We start from the raw sequence: 20,454 nt of genomic DNA, 5'->3' as shown, positions 1-20,454 counted from the left end.
GCGTTCTCCTTTCACTTAACTTTCATAACGAAGACGATTTAAGAAGGCCACCAACACACGAGCACGCAGTCGATCCGCATCTTGTCGCGCACTTACGCTAAGGGTTTCTTTCGAGAGAGCTGCTAACATCAAATCACCCTCTCGCTGCGAGATCACCTTTTCTGCATATAACGTTTGAACAATCGTAAACGCATCATTTTCCGTTAGCGATTGGCCAATTGTATTGATGAGCATATCTAGTACATCAACATCATCAATCAGATTAACCCGTTCAATCCGGATATAACCACCGCCACCCCGCTTGCTTTGCACTAAATAACCATTTTGCAATGTGAAGCGTGTTTTGATGACGTAATTAATCTGCGATGGAACAACGTCAAAATGATTAGCAATCTCAGCACGGCGAATTTCTACTTTTTCGTCATCTGCTAAAATCGATTTTAAATACTTCTCAATAATATCTGAGATACTTTTCTCTTCCATTTTCTCATCCCCATCTCTGACTAATATTGACCTTAATCTTAATAACATTATAACAGACACAGCTTTTTCAATGAAAGAGCAATTCAAATTCACCATTGAGTCATATTTAAGACAACAAAAACAGCCCGCAACCTAACATTGCGAACTGTTTTTAAATTGTTTAAATATTAGTCCTTGTTGTGAACAAAGTCAACAACGTTCCGACCAACAACTTTATTATCCTTCAATTCTTGGATCATATCGTTAATTTCTGAAAGCTTCCGAGTCTTAACAATTGGGTGAACCTTACCTTCGGCACCAAATTGGAAACATTCAGCTAAGTCTTGGCGAGTACCAACCAATGAACCAGCAACGATGATTCCATCAAGAACAGTCTTAGCAATATTTAGTTTCATATCACCTTGTGGAAGGGCAACAGCAACTAACTTACCATCTGGACGAAGTGAGTTAACTGCTTGGTCAAAAGCAGCCGTGGTAACAGCAGTAACAACCGCTGCGTGAACCCCGCCAACCTTTTCTTGAATTTGTTCGTCAACATTATTGTCATGACGGTTAATGCAGATTTCAGCACCATTTTCTTTAGCAGCCTTCAACTTGTCAGGATTACCATCAACGGCAATTACATGTGCGCCAAAAACATTGTGGGCAAATTTAATCCCGAGGTTACCTAAACCACCGGCACCAACAATTGATACCCATTGGCCAGGCTTAATGTCAGCAACTTTCAAAGCCTTGTACATCGTAACACCAGCACAAGTTAATGAAGTAGCTTCAACTGGATCAAGTCCTTCTGGAACCTTAACAGCGTAATCAGCAGGAACAATACATTGTTCAGCCATTGCACCATCAGCCGTGTAACCAGCGTTCAAAACGTTCCGGCAAAGAGTTTCACGACCAGTCAAACAATATTCACAATGACCACAGCCCTTGAAGAACCAAGCGATTGAAACCCGATCGCCAACTTTAAGGCTTGTAACACCAGGAGCAACCTTTGATACACGGCCGACCCCTTCGTGTCCAATAATCCGACCAGGCTTCTTACCGAAGTCACCGGCAGCACAGTGAAGATCAGTGTGACAAAGTCCACAGTATTCCATGTCGACTAATGCTTCGCCAGGCTTCAAATCACGCAATTGAACATCTTTAACAGTAACGTAACCGTCTACTGGATCATTAATAACAGCAGCTTTCATAGTGCAAAAATCTCCTTTTTTCTTGCTTGAAATCGTTTACGTCTATTATCATAGCAGAATTTCAGCAAAAATAAAGTGAAATATTGAACATTCTTTGTAAATTATTATGGACCATTAGTTAAAAATCGTCTATGACATCAGTCTACGATTGGCTGCAGCGTTAAAACCAAAATTAATAATTTTTGTTACCATTTTCACTTACTTTAATAAAGCAGAAATGGTCATTTCTTTTTGAATTTACACTTTTCTTTTTTTGTAAAGCTATTTTTACATATAACATTCAATTTAATTTTCTACAAAAACGTAGAACTCATTGAAAGTAACCGATTACATTGGCTTTATAAGTAGAAATATCTACCATCTTGACTAATTAATGGTATTTTATTTTTCTTCGTTCACTGCCAATATTTCTTAACAAAATTAAGATATTAGACATTACAGCTTGAAAAAATTTAGGTTTTTGGATATATTTCATATTATGTATAGTGACATTTAGCGTTTTTTGTCAATAATTGAAGGTGAAAGGTCCTTTCAAGACAGTTTTGATTTAGACAGTAAAAGATTTGTTTTCACCTTTACTAATGGGAAAACCATTAGTGTTTAATTCTCGTGGGAGATGGTGATAATGGCTGATGTTCCAGCTATTGGTCCGCATAGTGGACCGCATTTCAGCCACGACAAAACATTAGATAATAGTACAAGACAATATAACCAGTTAACTGGTCTCAAACTCTTTGCCATGTCATGTTCTGTTGTGATCTCAGTTGACGAATTCGCCCCATTTGGCAAAGCCGGCGCAACCTCATTATTCTGGCTACTTATTGCCGGCATCCTCTGGTTCTTACCAATTACTCAAGAAACTGGGGAAATGGCTTCAATTGACGGTTGGGGTGATGGTGGTATTTTTACCTGGGTCAAAGGAACCCTTGGCGAAAAATCCGGTTGGACTGCAATGTTCTACCAATGGATTCACATCACTGTCGGAATGGACACCATGATGTACTTTGTAATTGGCGCATTTTCAATTGCATTTAACACTCCGTGGTTTAATACCCAACCATTAATTCGTTTTGGTTTAATGATGATTATTCTTTGGGGATGTGTTTTAATTCAGCACTTTGGTGAAAAACGGGTTGGTAAAATCGCCGAATGGCTTTTCGGCTTAGGAATCGCCACCCCAGTTATTCTCCTAATCATTGTCTTTATCACTTATTTGATTCAAGGCAATCCGATTTACGTCCACCTATCATGGCGTACGGTGATTCCAAGTAAGTTCAATGGCACCACCCTGGTAGCATTTGTTCCATTCATCCTCGCATTCTGTGGTGGTGAAGCACAAGCGCCACATGTTAAAAACTTGGAACACCCTAACCAATACCCAAAGGTAATGTTGGGGTTAGCGCTAACCGCAATTTGTTTTGACCTCTTGGGAAGCCTATCCATCGCAATGACGGTACCAAAGGCTGATATTCAAAATAGTACTGGCTTTGTCTACACGTATGGACACCTTCTTTCATCAATTGGCTTACCTGGTGATTTACTTGGTAAAATCGTGGGTGTTCTACTCGCCTGTGGCATTATTGGTGAATTAAGCAATTGGTTGGCCGGGCCCAATCAAGGTTTATTTGTCGCTGCTCGTCAAGGATACATGCCAAAGTACTTTGCCAAACCTAACAAGCGTGGCGTTCCAATGCGGATCGTGGTTTTACAAGCAATTGTAGTTACCATTACTGCATTAATGATTACTTTCGATAGTGGTGAAAATGCAGATTTTGCCTTTAATGTTTCAATGGCCGCAACCACTGCACAATATCTGATGGTTTACCTAATGATGATTGTTGCGTACATTGTTTTAAAGAATAAATACGAAAACCTGCATCGAACTTACCGAATGAGTAATAGTCGGACTTTTAGTATTGTGGTTGCAGTAATTGGCTTTGTCATTACTTTAATGGCCTTCTTCATTACCTTCATCCCCGCCGAAGGCACTCCTGCCCATCTTCGTTCTACCTATGTGATTACTCTCGTAATTATGGTCGTAATCGTTGGAATTTTACCATTGATTATGTACCGCTATCACGATAAGTGGAGTAAAGAAGTCGCTCAGTATCTGAAGGAAGAAGATAAAACGCTCACTCAAGAAAATAAGTAATTAATTGGGGAGGTAACTTATTATGATTACAGCTGATGACGTTCGGAAACTCGCTAAAGAAGAAAATGTTCGTTACTTACGGATGACCTTTTCAGACGCTTTAGGAGCACTGAAAAACATTGAAATCCCAATTGCACTTCTAGATGATGCTCTAAATAACAAGATTAAAATTGATGGTTCTTCTATCAAAGGGTTCTTGCCGATTGAAGATGCGGATATGTACCTCTACCCAGATACCAATACCTGGAAAATCTATCCTTGGGTTGCCGATAAAAATAAGACTGCATCCATGATCTGTGACGTTCATAATGTTGACGGCACCCCGTTTATTGGCGACCCACGGAGCATCCTGCGGCGGGAACTCGATGCCGTTAAAGAACTGGGCTTCGACACCTTCGACATTGGGGCAGAGCCAGAATACTTCCTGTTTAAGGCAGATGAAAATGGTAATCCAACCATGAAAGTTAACGATGATGGTTTCTACTTTGACCTTGAACCAAAGGACTTGGGTGAAGCCTGCCGGCGTGAAACCGCGAATACGTTAACCCAGATGGGATTTGAAGTTGAAGCTGATCACCACGAAGCTGCGGCTGGACAACATGAAATTGACTTTAAATATGATAAAGCCCTTTACACCGCAGATAACGTTCAATACTTCAAGCTCACAATTCGGCGAATTGCTCAAGACTTTGGCCTCTGCGCAACCTTCATGCCAAAGCCAATTACCGGGATTAATGGATCCGGAATGCACCTCAACATGTCGTTATTCAAAAATGGTCAAAATATGTTTGACGATCCAGATGGCTTGAAGGGACTCTCCGAAACAGCATTGTACTTCTTAGGTGGTGTATTGGCCCACGCTAAGGTGATTACCGCCGTTGCTAACCCAACGATCAATAGTTTCAAACGACTCGTTCCTGGCTATGAAGCACCAACATACGTTGCTTGGTCGACATCTAACCGGACTCCACTAGTGCGGGTACCAGCTGGACGGGGTAAATTGACCCGGCTAGAACTACGCTCTGGTGATCCAACGGCCAACCCATACATTGCAATTGCTGCTGCACTGGCTGCTGGGATTGATGGAATCAATAACAAGATTATGGCACCTGACCCTGTTGAACGAAACATCTACAAGATGACCGCTCAAGAACGGAAAGATGCTAACATCACCGAACTACCTGGTTCCCTTAGTGAAGTAATTAAAGATTTGAATGATGATGAGGTTATTAAGAACGCCTTAGGTAGCTACTTCGTTAATAAATTTACAGCCCTCAAGCAACAGGAAATTAACGATTACAGAACCAACGTTACTGATTGGGAACACAAGCAATATTTTGATGACTAATTAACGCATTGTAACTCTTTACTCCTGCAAAATAATCCGTTTTGATTACACAATCATACATTTCTCCTTTAAACCAGCAAGGTTCCAATCTCCGCCTTGCTGGTTTTTTCGTTCTTTATTTAATTAACCCCATTCCCGTGGATAAATTATTATCTTAATTAGGTAGACCGCTTTCACTTTAAGATTTACTTGCTTTCTTCACATCTATTCACAGTCGCAGAATTTCGTATTAGTATTGCACCATACTTTTTGTTAGACCAATTTAAGCATAAGGGAGATTAAACTATGTTAACAGCAAATGATGTAAAAAAGATCGCTAAGGATGAAGATGTACGCTACCTTCGGATGAGCTTTTCCGACGTCAATGGCGCTTTTAAAAATATTGAAATTCCAATTACACTTTTAGATGATGCCTTAAATAACAAAATTAAAATCGATGGTTCATCCATTGACGGTTTCTTACCCATCGAACACGCTGACATGTATCTATATCCAGATCCTTCAACGTTTGTAATTTACCCATGGACAGAAGGTGTTGATAAAACTGCCGCTCTCATTTGTGACGTTTACAATGTTGATGGCACCCCTTATGCTGGTGATCCACGTGGTATCCTGAAAAAGAATCTGGCTGAAGTTAACAAGATGGGCTTTGACACTTTAAACATCGGTGCTGAACCAGAATTCTTCTTATTTAAGCGGGATGAAAACGGTCGTCCAACCATGACCGTTAATGATGACGCATTCTACTTTGACACGGAACCAAAAGACGAAGGCGAAGCATGTCGACGGGACATCACAAACGTTTTAATGGCAATGGGATTTTCTATCGAAGCTTCTCACCACGAAGCTGCTGCTGGACAACACGAAATTGACTTTCGCTTTGATGATGCATTGCATACCGCAGACAAGATTCAATACTTCAAACTAGTAGTTCGCGAAATCGCTAAAAAACATGGTCTGGCTGCTACCTTCATGCCAAAGCCAATTACTGGAATCAATGGTTCTGGAATGCACTTAAACCAATCACTATTCAAGGGCAGCACAAACGCTTTTGATGATCCAAAAGGAACAAAAGGATTATCAGCAACCGCCCTGCATTATCTTGCTGGCCTTTTAAAGCATGCGCCTGCATTTACCGCGGTTGCTAACCCGACCATTAACAGTTATAAACGATTGGTTCCCGGCTATGAAGCACCAACATACATCGCGTGGGCAACTGATAATCGAACTCCACTAGTCCGCATTCCAGCCGGTCGGGGAAAGGTAGCTCGACTAGAACTGCGTTCCGGTGATCCATCTGCTAACCCTTATATCTTCATTGCCGCAATTTTGGCTGCTGGTGCCGATGGTATTGAAAACGAATTAGTGGCTCCCGCACCAGTCGAACGAAACATTTATAAAATGAATTCAACTGAGCGAGATGAAGCACAAATCACTGAATTACCAGGGTCGCTAGACCAGGCCATTGATAATCTAGAAAAGGATGACATCTTAGTAAATGCCTTAGGAAACACTTTTGTTGATTTCTTTGTTAATTCGAAGAAAAACGAATTGTTAGCCTACAAAACAAATGTCACCAATTGGGAACATAACAAATACTTTAATGCTTAAATTTAAAAAAGCCGTAGAGAAGTGAAGTGCCCCACAATCGTTAGACAAGAAATCTAACGATTGTGGGGCACTTATTTAATAGTCCTTCTACTACGGCTTTTTTACATAGAATAATGACGATACTTACCTAATTCCACATCCGATCGTTGAATACTGATAAAGCCCTCTGGATCTAGCGACTTCACCAGCTTTTTGATAAATGCTAATTGACCGCGTGGTGTGACGACTAAGATAATATCCGTCGGCTCACCCGTATAGGTACCAATTCCGTGAAGCAGAGTTGCACCGTGAGCAAATCCTTGCAAGGGCCGAATCAACTTCTCTGCATGTTTAGTATAAATTGTTACACTAACGTCCGTTTGAGAAACATACATGTAATCCATCAAACCATTGGTAACTAGCATTCCAATTAAACTATAAACAATCCGTCCAGGGCCAAAAAAGATTACTGCTCCCAACAAAATAAAACCGTTAATAATATTAGCAAACACTCCAACATTTTGGTGAAACCTTTTTTGACAATAGGTAACGAGAATATCAACACCACCAGTTGTAAATCCATTATTAAAACACCATCCAACGCTCATTCCAATTAGTGATGCCCCCACCAATGTATTGGTTAACGGCTCAGTTACTAGAGATACTTTTGGAATAACCGCTAAAAAGATAATGTTTGCTAAGACTGCTAATCCAGAGAAAAGAATATACCGGATGCCAAATACTCGCCAAGCAAAAATAAACAGCGGAATATTAAAGATTGCCATTAAAAAACTCATGCTCACGTGAATATGGAACAGCATGAAGACCGTTTGCAGCAACTGCGATAATCCCAGCAGACCAGATGAATAAGAATTCGCATGCATTAAAAACATATTGATACCAACTGCTGACATGACCCCATAAACCAAGGCGATCCAAATTCTTTTGATAGTTTCCAAAATTTCTCGACGCTGCTTCACGGCCATAGCAATCCCTCTTTTCACTCGCGTTCCCTTTCATTTTATCATCTTGCGAGCGTTTTAAAAAGACGAGATAATTAATTATGTTAATAAAATGGCGTTAATTATTCGATTGATCGTTGATCACAATTTGAAATAAAATGAGGATGTGATGACGAAGCAATAAAAAACTTCGCTCACATCCCCAAAATTAACTTAACGTTCTGTGGCTTGTGAAAGCACATCTGTGTTTCCATTATAGACGTAGTGATCCACAATACTGTCTACTTGCGGATCTTGATTAGCTCCTTTGATATAAATCTTAAAGACATTGGGCGTATTAGTTGGCGTTACATAAATTTTGTCGCCACCGTTTAAATTAACGTTTTTTAATTGTGCAACTCGTGCTACAACTTGTTCGGTGGTCATTACTTTATTTTTCTGACCCTGTTGACCGGTCTGTTGGCTCGAACTACCTGCCGTTTGATTTTGGTTATTCCGGCTGTTACTACTACTGCTTTGTGCATCTTCACCCTGATGATTAGATGATGATTGTGAACTAGTTGTTGTTTGACTACGGTTATTAGCAGAATTATTTTGATTTCCACAAGCAACTAGCAAGATACTCAGTGCAAGAGTTCCAATCACCGTAACTACTTTTTTCATTTTAATCCTCCCGTTAACAAATCTGGATGCATTTTCCCATGATTACAGCAGTTTGTCAAAGTTCTTCAACATCACGAGCATGTTTTGGCTTTGAAATTGGTTGATGATCATTCAAAGTGGCTGATTGATCTTTTTGCGTCAATGTCCAGATCGTTATTGTACTGTGGATTACATATGCGACCGTAGTCAGCCCCCATAAAAGAACCGCAAATAGCCACCGCTCAATGAGATGATCCGAATAAAAGTTTTCGACATCATCAACATGGCCTACCGCAACTAATTCGCTCATTGCAATTCCTAGCGTAATTATTAGCCAGACAAAAGACAATATTGCCATTACCAGTAATGCCGTATTTAGAATTCGCACGCGAGTTTTCTTGGTGATTTTCATCTAATATTCCTCACTAGTAATTATTTTTTCATTATTTTACATGAAATCACCAGTAAAGAAAATCATTAAACTTTTTCAGTCGCTACATTTTTTAGAGTGTCTAACCATTTTTTTAAATTTGAATCCCGAAATGTATAACTACGTTCATTGCCTAACAACACTTTGCTCTCATCAATTTCCTTAATAATCTTATTAAAGTCAATATTTTCGCGGACCGCCTTTAAAAAGACCAGTAAATCTTTCATTTTTCTGCGTTCTTGACGAATAGAATGAATCTTATCAATTAATTGAACTTTTTGTTGATCGGTGAGTTGACTAAATTCGATAAAATGCATTAAGTCAATCATTTCCGAATGATCAATTATAAAAACCTGTTGGGTTAGCTGTTTAGCATAATTGCTTGCTCTTAATAGAACATCCAATGCATCCATAACTTCCTTTTTGGACACTTCGGGCTTAGAATTTACTGCAGTCGTTAGTTGAATCGTTTCAATTAATTGATCTTGATTAGCATCAAAGATTGCTAATTGGGCTTCTCCAGATTTGTAATAAGCTAGCGCCTTAGCTCGACAGTCTTCAAGATGATTAAAAACGGATTTTTTATTGTTATTAAATCCTGCAAAAGTTCCCTTGGAAGTTAAAAATAACCACGGATCCTTTGCTCCTAATCGTCTCCCGAGACAATAACTAACCGGCAACGTAAGATCTGTCAATGGTGAATAGGAAACTGTCGGATCATCAGCACTTATAATCTTGCAATTATGTAGAGGGTGCGTTCGGAACTTATTAGGATACTTTTTTAAGGCGTTTTTCAATGCCCGCAATGCCACCTTTTTCGATTGGTACTTCATTAATTTTTGCTTTGATTTAGAAAAAGTCTTATCCACTGTCCAAAACCATTCGTTTCCCGCTTGTGACTGATAAACAACGTAGAACAATTCATTCAGCTCCCTATTTTCTCAATAATAGCATTTTAGCGAACACATGTTTATTCTACTCGAACATTTGCAATAATTCAATCAAATAAATTTATTAAACAAAAAAGCTGTTATATCAAGGTTTTACCTCTCTATAACAGCTCTTACTATGTATAAATCGGAAATACAAGATTCGAACTTGCGACCTCTGCGTCCCGAACGCAGCGCTCTACCAAGCTGAGCTAATTTCCGAAACTAAGGTGATGTCTTACAAAATAAGCGCAGCAAATTCTTCTAAGAATTCTGCCACGCATAAGACAATGCACCCAGCAGGAGTCGAACCTGCAACCTTCTGATTCGTAGTCAGACACTCTATCCAATTGCGCTATGGGTGCAAAAAAGCGGAAGACGGGATTCGAACCCGCGACCCCCACCATGGCAAGGTGATGTTCTACCACTGAACTACTTCCGCATAAAGTATTAATCTCTTTCAACAGTTTTTAATGATACTAGTTTTATCGATTGGCGTCAATAACAAAACCAAAAATTTATTATAAAACTGCAATAAAAATAGGAGCTACCCTCAGGTAACTCCCTTCCAATGCGGATAAGAGGATTCGAACCTCCACGCCATAAAGACACAAGAACCTAAATCTTGCGCGTCTGCCAGTTCCGCCATATCCGCATCAATGGAGGATACAGGGCTCGAACCTGTGACCCTCTGCTTGTAAGGCAGATGCTCTCCCAACTGAGCTAATCCTCCAAAACCAAAGTAACTTTAATTAGTTTAAGCTACTTCACTTTACTCGTCAAGCATTATTTAAGATTCAACTCTTCGAGCTTATGGTCAATTAATTGTAAAACCTCAGCTGCTGCTGTTGAATCTTCAACAAAGTCATACTGATCGCCATTAATTACCATCTTCGGACTTAGGTCATACTCGTCATACCACTTTTGGTAACGCGCATTAAGTTCCTTATAGTAATTAAAGAGGCTTGGATCCGTATCGACCTGTTCAAATGAGCGACCACGCTTTTTAATTCGATTAAGCATCGTTTCAAAAGACACTTGAATATGAATCAAAAGATTTGGAGCCTTTTGATGACGCTCATCTGGCAATTCTTCCATCATATTATCAAGCAATGAAGTATAAATATCTGATTCCGTATGCGTGGCCCGGCCCAAATCAGCATTCAACTTAAATAGTAAAGAATCCTCAAAGATCGAACGGTCTAATACATTTAAGTCATTATCAAAGGAACCCTTAATTTCGTCTAAGCGCCGATTTAAAAAGTAAATCTGCAAAAGAAAGCCATACTTTTGGGGATCTTTATAAAACAATGGCAAAATTGGATTATCATCAACCGATTCAAAGAATGGCTGACTATTTAAATGTCGGGAAAGTAGCTTAGTTAAGCTTGTTTTACCTGCACCAATTGTTCCAGCTAAGACGATCATAATGAATAGCTCCTCCATTTAAATTCTATAAAACGACAAGCACCATTGTATCATTAATTTATGTGCTGCGCTGAAAAATATTTACTTATTAATCGGACGATGGTTCATCAAAAAGCTATTCTTGCTCCAGGTTTGCCTACAAAATAAAGAGGTTGAAAATAAAATTTTCAACCTCTTTATTTATCTTCCGTTTCGTAGCTTTCACCCTTTGTCTTCCGTGAAAGATCTACTTCTTCTAACGGAATCAAATGGCTGCCATACTTTAGTTTGTAGTACAAATAGAGAACGATAAACACTGGAATTGTCATGTAAGTAACCGCAATGCTTTGCCAATCAAACTTGACAAAAGCATCCAGATTTTGGCACAGGATTACAATAATACATAATCCAAAAGCAAAAAGTGGACCAAACGGGAATAACGCAGCATGATAAGTTAATTCACTCACGTCATGCCCCTGCTTAATAAACGCCCGTCGGAAACGAAAATGACTAATGGCAATCCCCAGCCAAGCAATAAAACCGGATAACCCAGAAGCACCAATCAGGTAGTTATAAGCTTGCGGACCAATAAATTGAGTAAACCAAATCAGTAAGCCAATCACTGTCGTCCCAACTAAGCCATAAATTGGAATTCCGCGCTTATTGACATAGCCAAACATCCGCCATGCAAAACCTTCACGTGCTTGGGAGAACAACATTCGTGTTGAAGCATACATCCATGAATTGGCGGATGAAAGTACAGCAACTAAAATAACCGTGTTCATAACACTTGCTGCCGCAGCTAATCCCGCCCGCTTAAAGACTAACGTAAATGGACTAGTTACAATATCAGTCACATCAGAGCTGAGCAAATTCTTATCAGTATATGGCAGAATACATGCAATCACAAAAATGGTACAGATATAGAATAATAAAATCCGCCAAAACGTTGATTTAATTGCTTCAGGCACACTCTTTTCTGGGTTTTCCGATTCCCCAGCAGCAATTCCAATCATTTCTGTTCCTTGGAAAGAAAAACCAGCCACCAGGAAAACATTCACAATTCCAGAAATACCATGGACAAACGGCGCCTTTTTATACGTAAAGTTTTGCAAATCTACAGGGCCGCGTCCTCCCATGATTCCAAGGATTACTAATACCCCCACAATTAGGAAAACCACTACCGTGATCACCTTAACTAACGCAAGCCAAAACTCTGTTTCGCCATACGACTTAACTGATAAATAATTAATCAAAAAAATTAATGCAAACGTGATTCCGCTAAAAACCCATGAGGGAATATGAGGAAACCAAAAGTTCATTACTAAGCCAACCGTTGTCGCTTCCACCGGAACAGTAATGGCACAATTCAACCAATAATTCCACCCCAGTGCAAAACCTAATGCCGGACTTACAAACTTACTTGCATAAGCAGCAAATGAACCCGTTAAAGGAATATACGTCGCCATTTCTGCCAAACTAGTCATTAAGAAGTACACCATGATTCCCATAATGGTGTACGCAATTAAAGCTCCACCAGGACCGGCAGAAGTAATCGCCGACCCACTTGCAATAAAAAGTCCGGTCCCAATTGAGCCCCCCAACGCAATCATGGATAGGTGACGCGTCTTTAATGAACGGTGAACTTGACCGGTTGATTGTTGATCTTTTGCCACAATAATCCTCCAAATAAAAAGTCTTCCCTTGAGTACGCTCAAAAGAAGACCATATTTAACTGGAATTCTTGAAGCGCCCCGTAAGTTTTCTTACGACAGTCCGCAAGCTTTCGCATTACGTCCCAACCCTTAACCAGGACAAACTAGTTACGGTTTCGGCAGTCGTCCCTTTCACTCATCGTCACTGTTTGCCCATTATTAACGATGATTACTCATGACGACTGCATCCTCTTCTATATTTAACATTCATATTATACATGAATTTACTTTTCTAGCAACCCTTATGCATTTACCCATCGATACTGAACCGATGTTAATTCAACGTTTTCTTTTTGGAAATGATTATTCTCTAGTACTCGTTGGGAGGCTCGATTATCAATTGTTGTTTGAGCGAAGAGCGTATGGCAAGCTGTTCGTTGTAACACCTTGCTCAACATCCTAGTCATAATATGGTGATTTTGATAAACCGGTTCAATGAAGTAACCCAATTCTCCGTTGTTATCATTACAGAAAATTGCAATGATTCCAATTAATTTTTGATCATCAAAAATACCATAAAGTTCATCATCGGCAAACCAATTGCTTAATGCCCATCGTTGAACGGCAGCATTTCCCATTATCTTTAAACCGGCTTTTTTTGCCGCACCGCTGGTATTAAGGAGCTTCAATACGGCTGTTGTGTCTTGAGCCATTAAACGTTTCGCATGGATGATCAATTTTAAATTCTGCTGTTTTTCCATTATAATTACCTGTAATTATCAAACTGTGAAAGGTCAATTTTTATGAAAGTAACCCAATATCAACTGAATAATCCTAATTATTCCACAAAAGCAACTTTAACTGCTTATCTACAAACACCTACTCCTGGTAGTCCACTTCAAGAGTTTCCTGCTCTTATTATCGTTCCTGGCGGATCCATGACCCATATTCCAGTCGCGGAATCCGAAAAAACTGCTATTGCCTTTGCTACACACGGTTACCAAGTCTTTATCCTCCGCTATACATTTTTGAATGAAGCCGAACCACTTTATCCAAAGCCACTATTAGATCTTGCGACCGCTGTACAGTTAGTCAAGCATCACCGTGTTGAATGGTCCATCGACAAACGGCTTTTTATCCTTGGCTTCTCAGCTGGTGGCCATATTACTGCCCTATACAATGATTACTGGTCAACCCCTTGGTTAAGTCAGCTTAGTGGAATTACCAATGAAGAAATGCGTCCTACTAAGATTGTACTTGGCTATCCGGTCATTGACCTCGATGCTGGCTTTCCTGATGAAAAAGTCATCCCGCAATGGACTGATAATCCCAAAAAATACTCGGCCAGTTACCATGTTAACGCAGCAAATGTCCCAACTTTTCTCTGGCATACATTGGACGATCCATTTGTCCCCGTCCAGAATACGTTCAATTATTCTATGATGCTTCAAAAAAATAATATTTCCCAGGAAATACACATCTTTGCTCATGGTCCCCATGGAATGGATATTGCAAATCAATTGGTGGCCCACCATCCAGATAGTGATCAACCCCATGTTGCCCATTGGGTCACACTAGCCAACGAGTGGCTACTAAATTATTAAAAAAGTCGGGATAATCCCGACTTTTTTAATAATATGAATGATGAACAATCCGCCAATGACTAATTCGTGGTGCAAATGCAACATATAGATATTCAGCGATTTGTAACCAAGTATAGCCTAACAGCATTGCTCCAATCGTATCGAATGGATAATGAGCCAATAAGTACACCCGTGATACAGCCAATAATGCTACAAAAATAATTAATAGCAATTGACAAATTACCCGTAAGGCTGCACTCCGGAATAGCGGAATCACAACTAAGAAAAGGACTGCGGTAACTAAGAAAAATCCTAAAACATGTCCACTAGGAAAACTGTACCCATTGTCTTTAGCCATGTGCTGCGCAGGACGTGCTCGCTTAACGATGTGTTTCACGATAAACCCGAGTACATCACCACCAACAACAGTGCAGATGGCCCATAAAGCCGGAATCTTATACTTAAAGCCCCATAAGAAAAAGGCAATAATAAAAGTCCAAACCAGGTCCATCTTGGGACTCCCTAAGAAGCTAATCAATACCATTAAAGAACGTCCACCACTATGAACGTTTGGATGGGTACTAGCAAACAATGCTTGCAAAACCGTATCAATCGTCCCACTGAGCATTGAATTCTTATAAATCATTGCGGCAACAACGATGAATAAAACGCCACTAACGACCAGGCGTTTCCATCGTCCGGAATCATTTTCAATTAACATAATTATAACTTCGTCTCCTGTTGAGTTTGTCTTGTTGAGTATACCACAAATCCAAGAAAGCTAAGTAGTTCTTAAATAGATCATTACCGATTTTTCCATTTTTTTGGTCGATAATGTAATGCTGCATTAATGACGTCTCCCAATCCAAAGCCAAGTGTGATCGCTCCGGCAATCACAATTACTTGATACAAATATGACATTGCAGCGCCATTATTCCCCAATACAAAATTTCGTACTACTTGATATGATTGTCCGCCGGGCACAAAAGAAACCAAGGCTGGGACATTGAAAATAATCATTGGTAAGCGGAAACGTCGGGCCGCCATTAAACTCAAAATAGAAATAGCAATTGCAGATAGCAGATTGCTCATCGCCAGTCCCAGGTGAAGATGGTAATACATAATAATATAAAAAATCCAAACAGCTCCACCAATGATTCCTCCCGGAAGATAGGCCTTTTTAGGGATGTTCATTAATATTCCAAAACAAATCGTCGCTACATCTGCTAAGAGAAATTCTAAAATCAAATGTAAAATCATCACAGATTCCTCCTATGCATAGCGTAAAACAATCACAATCGCGCAACCAATTGCCATGGCAGTAATAATCGCCTCCAGGGCGCGCGTCGGGCCACTAATTAAATTACCCGACACCAGATCACGAGCCGCGTTAGTTAATGGTACTCCAGGAACCAATGGCATCACACTACCGATAATGATGTCGTTTAAGTTCCCCGTCCAGCCTAATTTGGTAGTTAAAACAGCTAGAAACCCAATCAATAGAGAAGCGACAAATTCACCAATATACTTAATCTTGAATTTACGCAATAGATAAAGGTAGATCCAATAACAGGCACCACCGATTAAAAAGGCCGCCCAACTATCCTTCACATCGCCAGTAAAAACAATCATTAGTGTTAAGCTTAAAACCGCTGCCCCTAAACATTGGGTCGTGATTGATAACTGAGGAGTTCCTTTATCAACCTTCTTCAGTTGAGTATACATTTCACTTAAACTAATTTTTTTGGTGGCAAACAAGCGCGAAATCTCGTTCACCCGGGCCACCTTACTTAAATCATTATGGCGTGCTCGAATATCAACCGTTTGGGCATTTGATTCATGTTCGGCAGAAACTACAATCCCCGTTACAGTCGTAAAAGCTTGAAAAGCGTGTAATCCTGCATTTTCTGCAATTCGATACATTGTATCATTAACCCGCTCCATGTTTGCACCATTTTCAATTAATAATTGACCTGCCAATAGTGAACAGTTAACTGCCAATTGCTTTGGATTATACGCCATCTTACAACCACCTTTCCTTTAACCACCATTCATTATGCCCGTTTTATTTGTAAAATGATAGCTTTATCTAATAAAAAGGAGCGGAATAATGCCGCCCCTTCATAATGTTTTATTGTTTAGCTGCCCACGCTTAGGACCCCATCACTTAACTTCGTTAATAAAAATATTGTGGGAAGCCTTAAATGAAACCATAATTTGGCGTTGATCATGGACTCGTTCCACAACAATTGGCCCTTCGAAAGGCTCATGTTTGATAATTTTCAAATGGTCATGCAAATTCAATCCCAAATCTGCTAAATACGTCAACAATTCATGGTTATCTAAGAAGCGTTCAATCACAACTTCTTCGCCATCTTTGCCATCTGCTAACAAACGGTGACCAACGTCAGAAAAGTCTCCTGCCGCGGACGGAATAACCCCGCCATGCGGACAATTTTCAGGATGCCCTAAGAAGTCATCGAGTGCAGTCGCTAAACGATCACTCGTTTTATGTTCCAAGACCTCCGCTTCAGGATGGACGTCCGCAACATCATACCCCAATTTATCAACCAGGAAGGTTTCCCAAAGGCGATGTTTGCGGACTAATTCTGCAGCTAGTTGAGTGCCCTTTGGAGTCAACGAAATTCCCGCGTAAGGTTCATGCGCTACTAAGCCTTCATCAGACAGCTTAGTAATCATTTCGGTAACGGAACCGGCAGCAATCCCTAAACCGAGTGAAATATCTTTATTGGAGACCTTTTTTTGCCTCCGCCAAGTTCAAAGATAATTTTGAGGTAATCCTCTTTCATTGGCGTCATTTATCGCCATCAGCCTTCTTTCGTTTTAATTTACTTTTTTAGTTGAACACAAAATGATTATATCATATAATTAAGGCAGCAAGTTTGGAGAACCTAACTTTTTTGTTATAAATTTAATTGAAGGAGCAACCATTCATGAATAAACGGGAAATTAATGGTCGCAGATTCTTAGCTGTGACGCTATTAAATGCCACCATTACGGTTGTGGAAATCATTGGGGGAGTCGTTTCCGGTAGTCTTGCATTGTTATCAGATGCTTTTCATAATCTTGGCGACTCGCTATCCATTGTGATGGGCTATGTGGCCCAAACCATTTCAGGACGGTCGGAAAATAGTCGGCGAACTTTCGGATACCGACGGGCTGAAATTCTCTCGGCGTTTCTCAATGCCCTCTTTTTAATTGTAATGTCGATTTTTTTGATCGTCGAAGCGATTCAACGCTTGGAAAAGCCTACTCACATTAATGGTAGAGTAATGTTAATTGTTGCCGTTGTCGGCTTAATCGCCAATTTATTATCGGCAGTTCTGCTGCACGAAGGTAGTCATGATAGTCTCAATATCAAGGCAACTTATCTCCATGTCCTGAGTGATAGTCTTTCCTCAGTCGCCGTGATCATTGGTGCCATTATCCTAATGTACGTTAACGTTCCATGGCTAGACCCACTACTGACGATTGCCGTAGCCCTTTACATTGCATTTGAAGCATGGCCCATTATTAAAAAGACCATTGAAATTTTAATGCAATCAGCACCAAAGCTTGATTATGCAGCCATTGAAAAAGATATTTTGGCCATCGATGGTGTGGAAAACATTCATCATATTCATGCATGGTCAATGGATGAACACCGGATTATCTTTTCAGCTCACATTAATTGCCAAGACATGAAAATCAGTGAATGCGAACAGATCTATCATCAAATTGAAAAATTGCTAACAACTAAATACAACATTAGTCATGTTACCCTGCAAGCGGAATGCAAACGGGGACAAAATGAAGAGCTGTTTGATACCAACGATGATGAAATTCATCTATGTCAATAAAACCAAACACAAAAGGCGGTTATGAGAATTCGTTGAATTATGCTCATAACCGCCTTTTATTATTAGAATAACTTACCGACTCCATAGTGGATTGTAATGGTAATCAAACCAATCACAATATTACGAATAACTGCTAATTTAACCAGTCCGTTACCTAATTTAGAACTGATAAATCCGGTCAGTGCACTAGTTAAAGCCACCGCTAAAATTGTCATTGACCATTTGGCAACTGTTCCTGGAACAAAGGTCATCGCCATTAATGGTAATAATCCCCCAGCTGCAGCCGCAAACAAGGATGCAAAAGCTGCATCCCATGGATTTAAATAATGCCCTAGTTCAATATCATACTTTACCCGCACCATCGTTTCTAATGGTTTTTTATCCAACAAATCTTTGGCAATCGCTGTAGAAGTTTTTTTCGAAACTCCCTTATTCATGTAATGCCGCGTGACTGCGTCCAATTCATCTTGATATGCGGCCTTTAACAGTTGGCTTTCTCGATCCACAGCTGAGGTTTCAGTATCCTTTTGAGTACTAACTGAAGCATACTCACCACACGCCATAGAAAAAGCACAGGCTAATAAATCAGATAAGCCCGCAATAAAAATTGTAAACTTGTCAGTTGTCGCCGCCGCTACCGAAACTAGCACTCCAACAACCGTTAAAATACCATCATTCGACCCTAACACTCCCGCACGCAAAGTATTCAACTTCTCTTGCATGATCTGCTTTTGCTTCTTCGTTTTTTTAATATCCATTGCTCATTATTCCTCCACTAGCGTTTTAAGAGCATTCCAATCAGGAACGTTACTCCCATTGTCAATAATCCTGAAATGGTATTTCGCACCACCGACTTTGTTCGCCGTGGATTATCCCCCAATACCGCCGCTAAATAACCGGTAATAACCAGGGCAATGGTAACCGCGATCACCGTGGCCACAATTCGTTGCTTGGGTGGAAAGAGGGTTACGGCAAGCATCGGTAAAATAGACCCCAGTGGAAATGAAATAAACGATGAAATGGCTGCTGCATAGGGACTAGTAAATTCACGCGGATTAAAACCATACCGCTCCTGAACACCCGTCGCTAATGCATCCTTATCCATTAATTCTTTCGTCGCTTGTTCAGCTAATTTTGGATCAATATCTTGATCCAGGTATTTTTGTTTGACATAGTCATATTCACCAGCAAAATTCAGCTTCAAACGCTCTTTTTCTTCAGCAATGGCCTTTCTTTGCGAATCCTTTTCACTGCTAACCGAAACATACTCACCCATACACATCGAGATTGTCCCCGCAAGGCTTCCTGACAGTCCCGCAATGAGGATTGAATAGCTATTATTAGTAGCGGCTGCCACCCCAATGACAATCGCCGCAACGGAAATAATACCATCATTGGCTCCCATTACCGTCGCCCGCAGAACGTTAATCTTTTGTGACAATGACATTTTCTTTGCCATTTTGCTAACTCCCTTAACATATTTTTTAGAATCATTATAATTTAAACATTTATAAAATAAAGTTTTTTAAATTAAAATTCCAAATCTTTTAGAACAGTTTTAAATTATGATTGCATATAAAAAACGTTGTCTGCACTGCGACAACGTTTTTTAATCACAGATTAATTTAACTATTATTCTTCTGAATCGGTTCTAATCACAAAAACAGAGGTTCCAGAATGCTTAACCATGTAGGAAGCTTGTGAGCCTACTGTGTGGCGGTTACCTGGTTTACCAATTGAACCAACAATTAAGAGATCCGGGTGAAATTCGGGAATAACGTGATTACAAATCCGTTCAGCTGGACGGTCGCCTTCATCAATAATTGCGGTAATCTTCTTTGGGTCAACCCCGTAATCAATGGCGGCTTCAACATATTCATTGATGCGTTGTTTTAATTCTTCACGACTAGAGTGAACATAGTCTTTATCTAAGGCCTGGTAGACATTCACATCATTGGTTTCATAAACTGAAACAATCCCTAATTCGGCACCGTCTCGCTTAGCCTTATCAACGGCATATGAGAATGCTGCCCGCGCATCAGGAGCATCATCAACTCCTACCAGGATTTTTTTAAATGTCTTTGGCTTAATTTCAAACATCGTTGTTTTCCCCTCTCTTCACAAATCAGTCTGACCATTATTGCAATCAACCGATTTCAACATGTTTTCAATAACCATACTACTACTTATTTTCGTTTTGTAAATGATATTTTTTAGCAC

20 protein-coding genes, 5 tRNA genes, 1 pseudogene and 1 riboswitch are annotated in these 20,454 nt (G+C 39.9%); of the genes and pseudogenes, 5 read left to right on the top strand and 21 right to left on the bottom strand.

All coding sequences use genetic code 11. The annotated features are described in order from the left end of the window. Window positions 1-15 precede the first annotated feature (15 nt). On the bottom strand, window positions 16-483 hold the full coding sequence (locus tag HMPREF0501_RS04155; RefSeq protein ID WP_006916601.1) for a CtsR family transcriptional regulator: 468 nt from the start codon (window positions 481-483) through the stop codon (window positions 16-18). A gap of 167 nt (window positions 484-650) precedes the next feature. Further along, window positions 651-1,676 (bottom strand): alcohol dehydrogenase AdhP, encoded by a 1,026-nt coding sequence (gene adhP / locus HMPREF0501_RS04150; protein ID WP_006916600.1) that lies wholly within the window; start codon window positions 1,674-1,676, stop codon window positions 651-653. A gap of 625 nt (window positions 1,677-2,301) precedes the next feature. On the opposite strand from adhP, the gene HMPREF0501_RS04145 reads away from it, so the two are divergent. The 3 genes from HMPREF0501_RS04145 (at window position 2,302) to glnA (HMPREF0501_RS04135) (ending at window position 6,787) form a co-directional block, all read left to right on the top strand. After that, window positions 2,302-3,828: an amino acid permease gene (locus tag HMPREF0501_RS04145; protein ID WP_006916599.1), complete on the top strand. Its 1,527-nt coding sequence runs from the start codon at window positions 2,302-2,304 to the stop codon at window positions 3,826-3,828. Between the two features lie 22 nt (window positions 3,829-3,850). Beyond that, window positions 3,851-5,176, top strand: coding sequence for a type I glutamate--ammonia ligase (gene glnA, locus HMPREF0501_RS04140; RefSeq protein ID WP_006916598.1), 1,326 nt, complete (start codon window positions 3,851-3,853; stop codon window positions 5,174-5,176). 285 nt (window positions 5,177-5,461) lie between these two features. Next, window positions 5,462-6,787: a type I glutamate--ammonia ligase gene (glnA, locus tag HMPREF0501_RS04135; protein WP_006916597.1), complete on the top strand. Its 1,326-nt coding sequence runs from the start codon at window positions 5,462-5,464 to the stop codon at window positions 6,785-6,787. A gap of 101 nt (window positions 6,788-6,888) precedes the next feature. Here glnA (HMPREF0501_RS04135) and HMPREF0501_RS04130 read toward each other — a convergent pair whose 3' ends face one another. From HMPREF0501_RS04130 to HMPREF0501_RS04075, 12 genes are all read right to left on the bottom strand, one after another. Beyond that, the gene (locus HMPREF0501_RS04130; RefSeq protein WP_050755749.1) at window positions 6,889-7,752 is read right to left on the bottom strand and encodes a YitT family protein; all 864 of its coding nucleotides are present in this window, start codon (window positions 7,750-7,752) and stop codon (window positions 6,889-6,891) included. 189 nt (window positions 7,753-7,941) lie between these two features. After that, the gene (locus tag HMPREF0501_RS04125; protein ID WP_006916595.1) at window positions 7,942-8,391 is read right to left on the bottom strand and encodes a hypothetical protein; all 450 of its coding nucleotides are present in this window, start codon (window positions 8,389-8,391) and stop codon (window positions 7,942-7,944) included. Between the two features lie 55 nt (window positions 8,392-8,446). Next, window positions 8,447-8,782 (bottom strand): hypothetical protein, encoded by a 336-nt coding sequence (locus HMPREF0501_RS04120; protein WP_006916594.1) that lies wholly within the window; start codon window positions 8,780-8,782, stop codon window positions 8,447-8,449. A 65-nt stretch (window positions 8,783-8,847) separates the two neighbouring features. After that, window positions 8,848-9,720: a hypothetical protein gene (locus HMPREF0501_RS04115; protein WP_006916593.1), complete on the bottom strand. Its 873-nt coding sequence runs from the start codon at window positions 9,718-9,720 to the stop codon at window positions 8,848-8,850. 157 nt (window positions 9,721-9,877) lie between these two features. Further along, window positions 9,878-9,951 (bottom strand) — tRNA-Pro (locus tag HMPREF0501_RS04110). 69 nt (window positions 9,952-10,020) lie between these two features. Next, window positions 10,021-10,094: transfer RNA gene (locus tag HMPREF0501_RS04105), tRNA-Arg, on the bottom strand. A 5-nt stretch (window positions 10,095-10,099) separates the two neighbouring features. Continuing rightward, window positions 10,100-10,171 (bottom strand) — tRNA-Gly (locus tag HMPREF0501_RS04100). A gap of 130 nt (window positions 10,172-10,301) precedes the next feature. After that, a tRNA-Leu gene (locus HMPREF0501_RS04095) sits at window positions 10,302-10,384 on the bottom strand. 5 nt (window positions 10,385-10,389) lie between these two features. Further along, window positions 10,390-10,462 (bottom strand) — tRNA-Val (locus tag HMPREF0501_RS04090). 53 nt (window positions 10,463-10,515) lie between these two features. Next, window positions 10,516-11,157 carry a deoxynucleoside kinase gene (locus tag HMPREF0501_RS04085; protein ID WP_006916592.1) on the bottom strand — a complete coding sequence of 214 codons (642 nt, stop codon included), beginning with the start codon at window positions 11,155-11,157 and terminating at the stop codon, window positions 10,516-10,518. 176 nt (window positions 11,158-11,333) lie between these two features. Continuing rightward, window positions 11,334-12,749 carry an amino acid permease gene (locus HMPREF0501_RS04080; RefSeq protein WP_220093439.1) on the bottom strand — a complete coding sequence of 472 codons (1,416 nt, stop codon included), beginning with the start codon at window positions 12,747-12,749 and terminating at the stop codon, window positions 11,334-11,336. Window positions 12,750-12,875: 126 nt separating this feature from the next. After that, window positions 12,876-13,053, bottom strand: a riboswitch (Lysine riboswitch). A 40-nt stretch (window positions 13,054-13,093) separates the two neighbouring features. Next, window positions 13,094-13,552: a GNAT family N-acetyltransferase gene (locus tag HMPREF0501_RS04075; protein ID WP_006916590.1), complete on the bottom strand. Its 459-nt coding sequence runs from the start codon at window positions 13,550-13,552 to the stop codon at window positions 13,094-13,096. Window positions 13,553-13,594: 42 nt separating this feature from the next. Between HMPREF0501_RS04075 and HMPREF0501_RS04070 the strand changes: the two genes are divergently transcribed. Further along, the gene (locus HMPREF0501_RS04070; protein ID WP_006916589.1) at window positions 13,595-14,395 is read left to right on the top strand and encodes an alpha/beta hydrolase; all 801 of its coding nucleotides are present in this window, start codon (window positions 13,595-13,597) and stop codon (window positions 14,393-14,395) included. Between the two features lie 25 nt (window positions 14,396-14,420). Here the strand turns inward: HMPREF0501_RS04070 and HMPREF0501_RS04065 are convergent, their stop codons facing one another. The 4 genes and pseudogenes from HMPREF0501_RS04065 to HMPREF0501_RS04050 form a co-directional block, all read right to left on the bottom strand. After that, window positions 14,421-15,095, bottom strand: coding sequence for a phosphatase PAP2 family protein (locus tag HMPREF0501_RS04065; protein ID WP_006916588.1), 675 nt, complete (start codon window positions 15,093-15,095; stop codon window positions 14,421-14,423). An 83-nt stretch (window positions 15,096-15,178) separates the two neighbouring features. Continuing rightward, window positions 15,179-15,634 carry a threonine/serine exporter family protein gene (locus tag HMPREF0501_RS04060; RefSeq protein ID WP_006916586.1) on the bottom strand — a complete coding sequence of 152 codons (456 nt, stop codon included), beginning with the start codon at window positions 15,632-15,634 and terminating at the stop codon, window positions 15,179-15,181. A gap of 12 nt (window positions 15,635-15,646) precedes the next feature. Further along, entirely contained in the window at window positions 15,647-16,396 is a 750-nt protein-coding gene (locus tag HMPREF0501_RS04055) for a threonine/serine exporter family protein (RefSeq protein ID WP_006916585.1), read from the bottom strand. 141 nt (window positions 16,397-16,537) lie between these two features. Beyond that, window positions 16,538-17,193 (bottom strand): annotated as a pseudogene (locus HMPREF0501_RS04050) (metal-dependent transcriptional regulator). A 135-nt stretch (window positions 17,194-17,328) separates the two neighbouring features. Here HMPREF0501_RS04050 and HMPREF0501_RS04045 point away from each other — a divergent pair. Next, on the top strand, window positions 17,329-18,234 hold the full coding sequence (locus HMPREF0501_RS04045) for a cation diffusion facilitator family transporter (RefSeq protein WP_040455846.1): 906 nt from the start codon (window positions 17,329-17,331) through the stop codon (window positions 18,232-18,234). Window positions 18,235-18,296: 62 nt separating this feature from the next. On the opposite strand, the gene HMPREF0501_RS04040 is transcribed toward HMPREF0501_RS04045, so the two are convergent. From HMPREF0501_RS04040 to HMPREF0501_RS04030, 3 genes are all read right to left on the bottom strand, one after another. Further along, on the bottom strand, window positions 18,297-18,992 hold the full coding sequence (locus tag HMPREF0501_RS04040) for a VIT family protein (RefSeq protein WP_006916582.1): 696 nt from the start codon (window positions 18,990-18,992) through the stop codon (window positions 18,297-18,299). Between the two features lie 17 nt (window positions 18,993-19,009). Continuing rightward, window positions 19,010-19,693: a VIT family protein gene (locus HMPREF0501_RS04035; RefSeq protein ID WP_006916581.1), complete on the bottom strand. Its 684-nt coding sequence runs from the start codon at window positions 19,691-19,693 to the stop codon at window positions 19,010-19,012. 173 nt (window positions 19,694-19,866) lie between these two features. Continuing rightward, window positions 19,867-20,334 carry a universal stress protein gene (locus tag HMPREF0501_RS04030; RefSeq protein WP_006916580.1) on the bottom strand — a complete coding sequence of 156 codons (468 nt, stop codon included), beginning with the start codon at window positions 20,332-20,334 and terminating at the stop codon, window positions 19,867-19,869. Between the last annotated feature and the right edge of the window lie 120 nt (window positions 20,335-20,454).

This window comes from Limosilactobacillus coleohominis 101-4-CHN, from assembly GCF_000161935.1.
In the GTDB taxonomy this organism is placed as follows: domain Bacteria; phylum Bacillota; class Bacilli; order Lactobacillales; family Lactobacillaceae; genus Limosilactobacillus; species Limosilactobacillus coleohominis_A.
The sequence above is the reverse complement of the archived record's forward strand: the minus strand, read 5'-3'. Positions and strand labels throughout refer to the sequence as shown.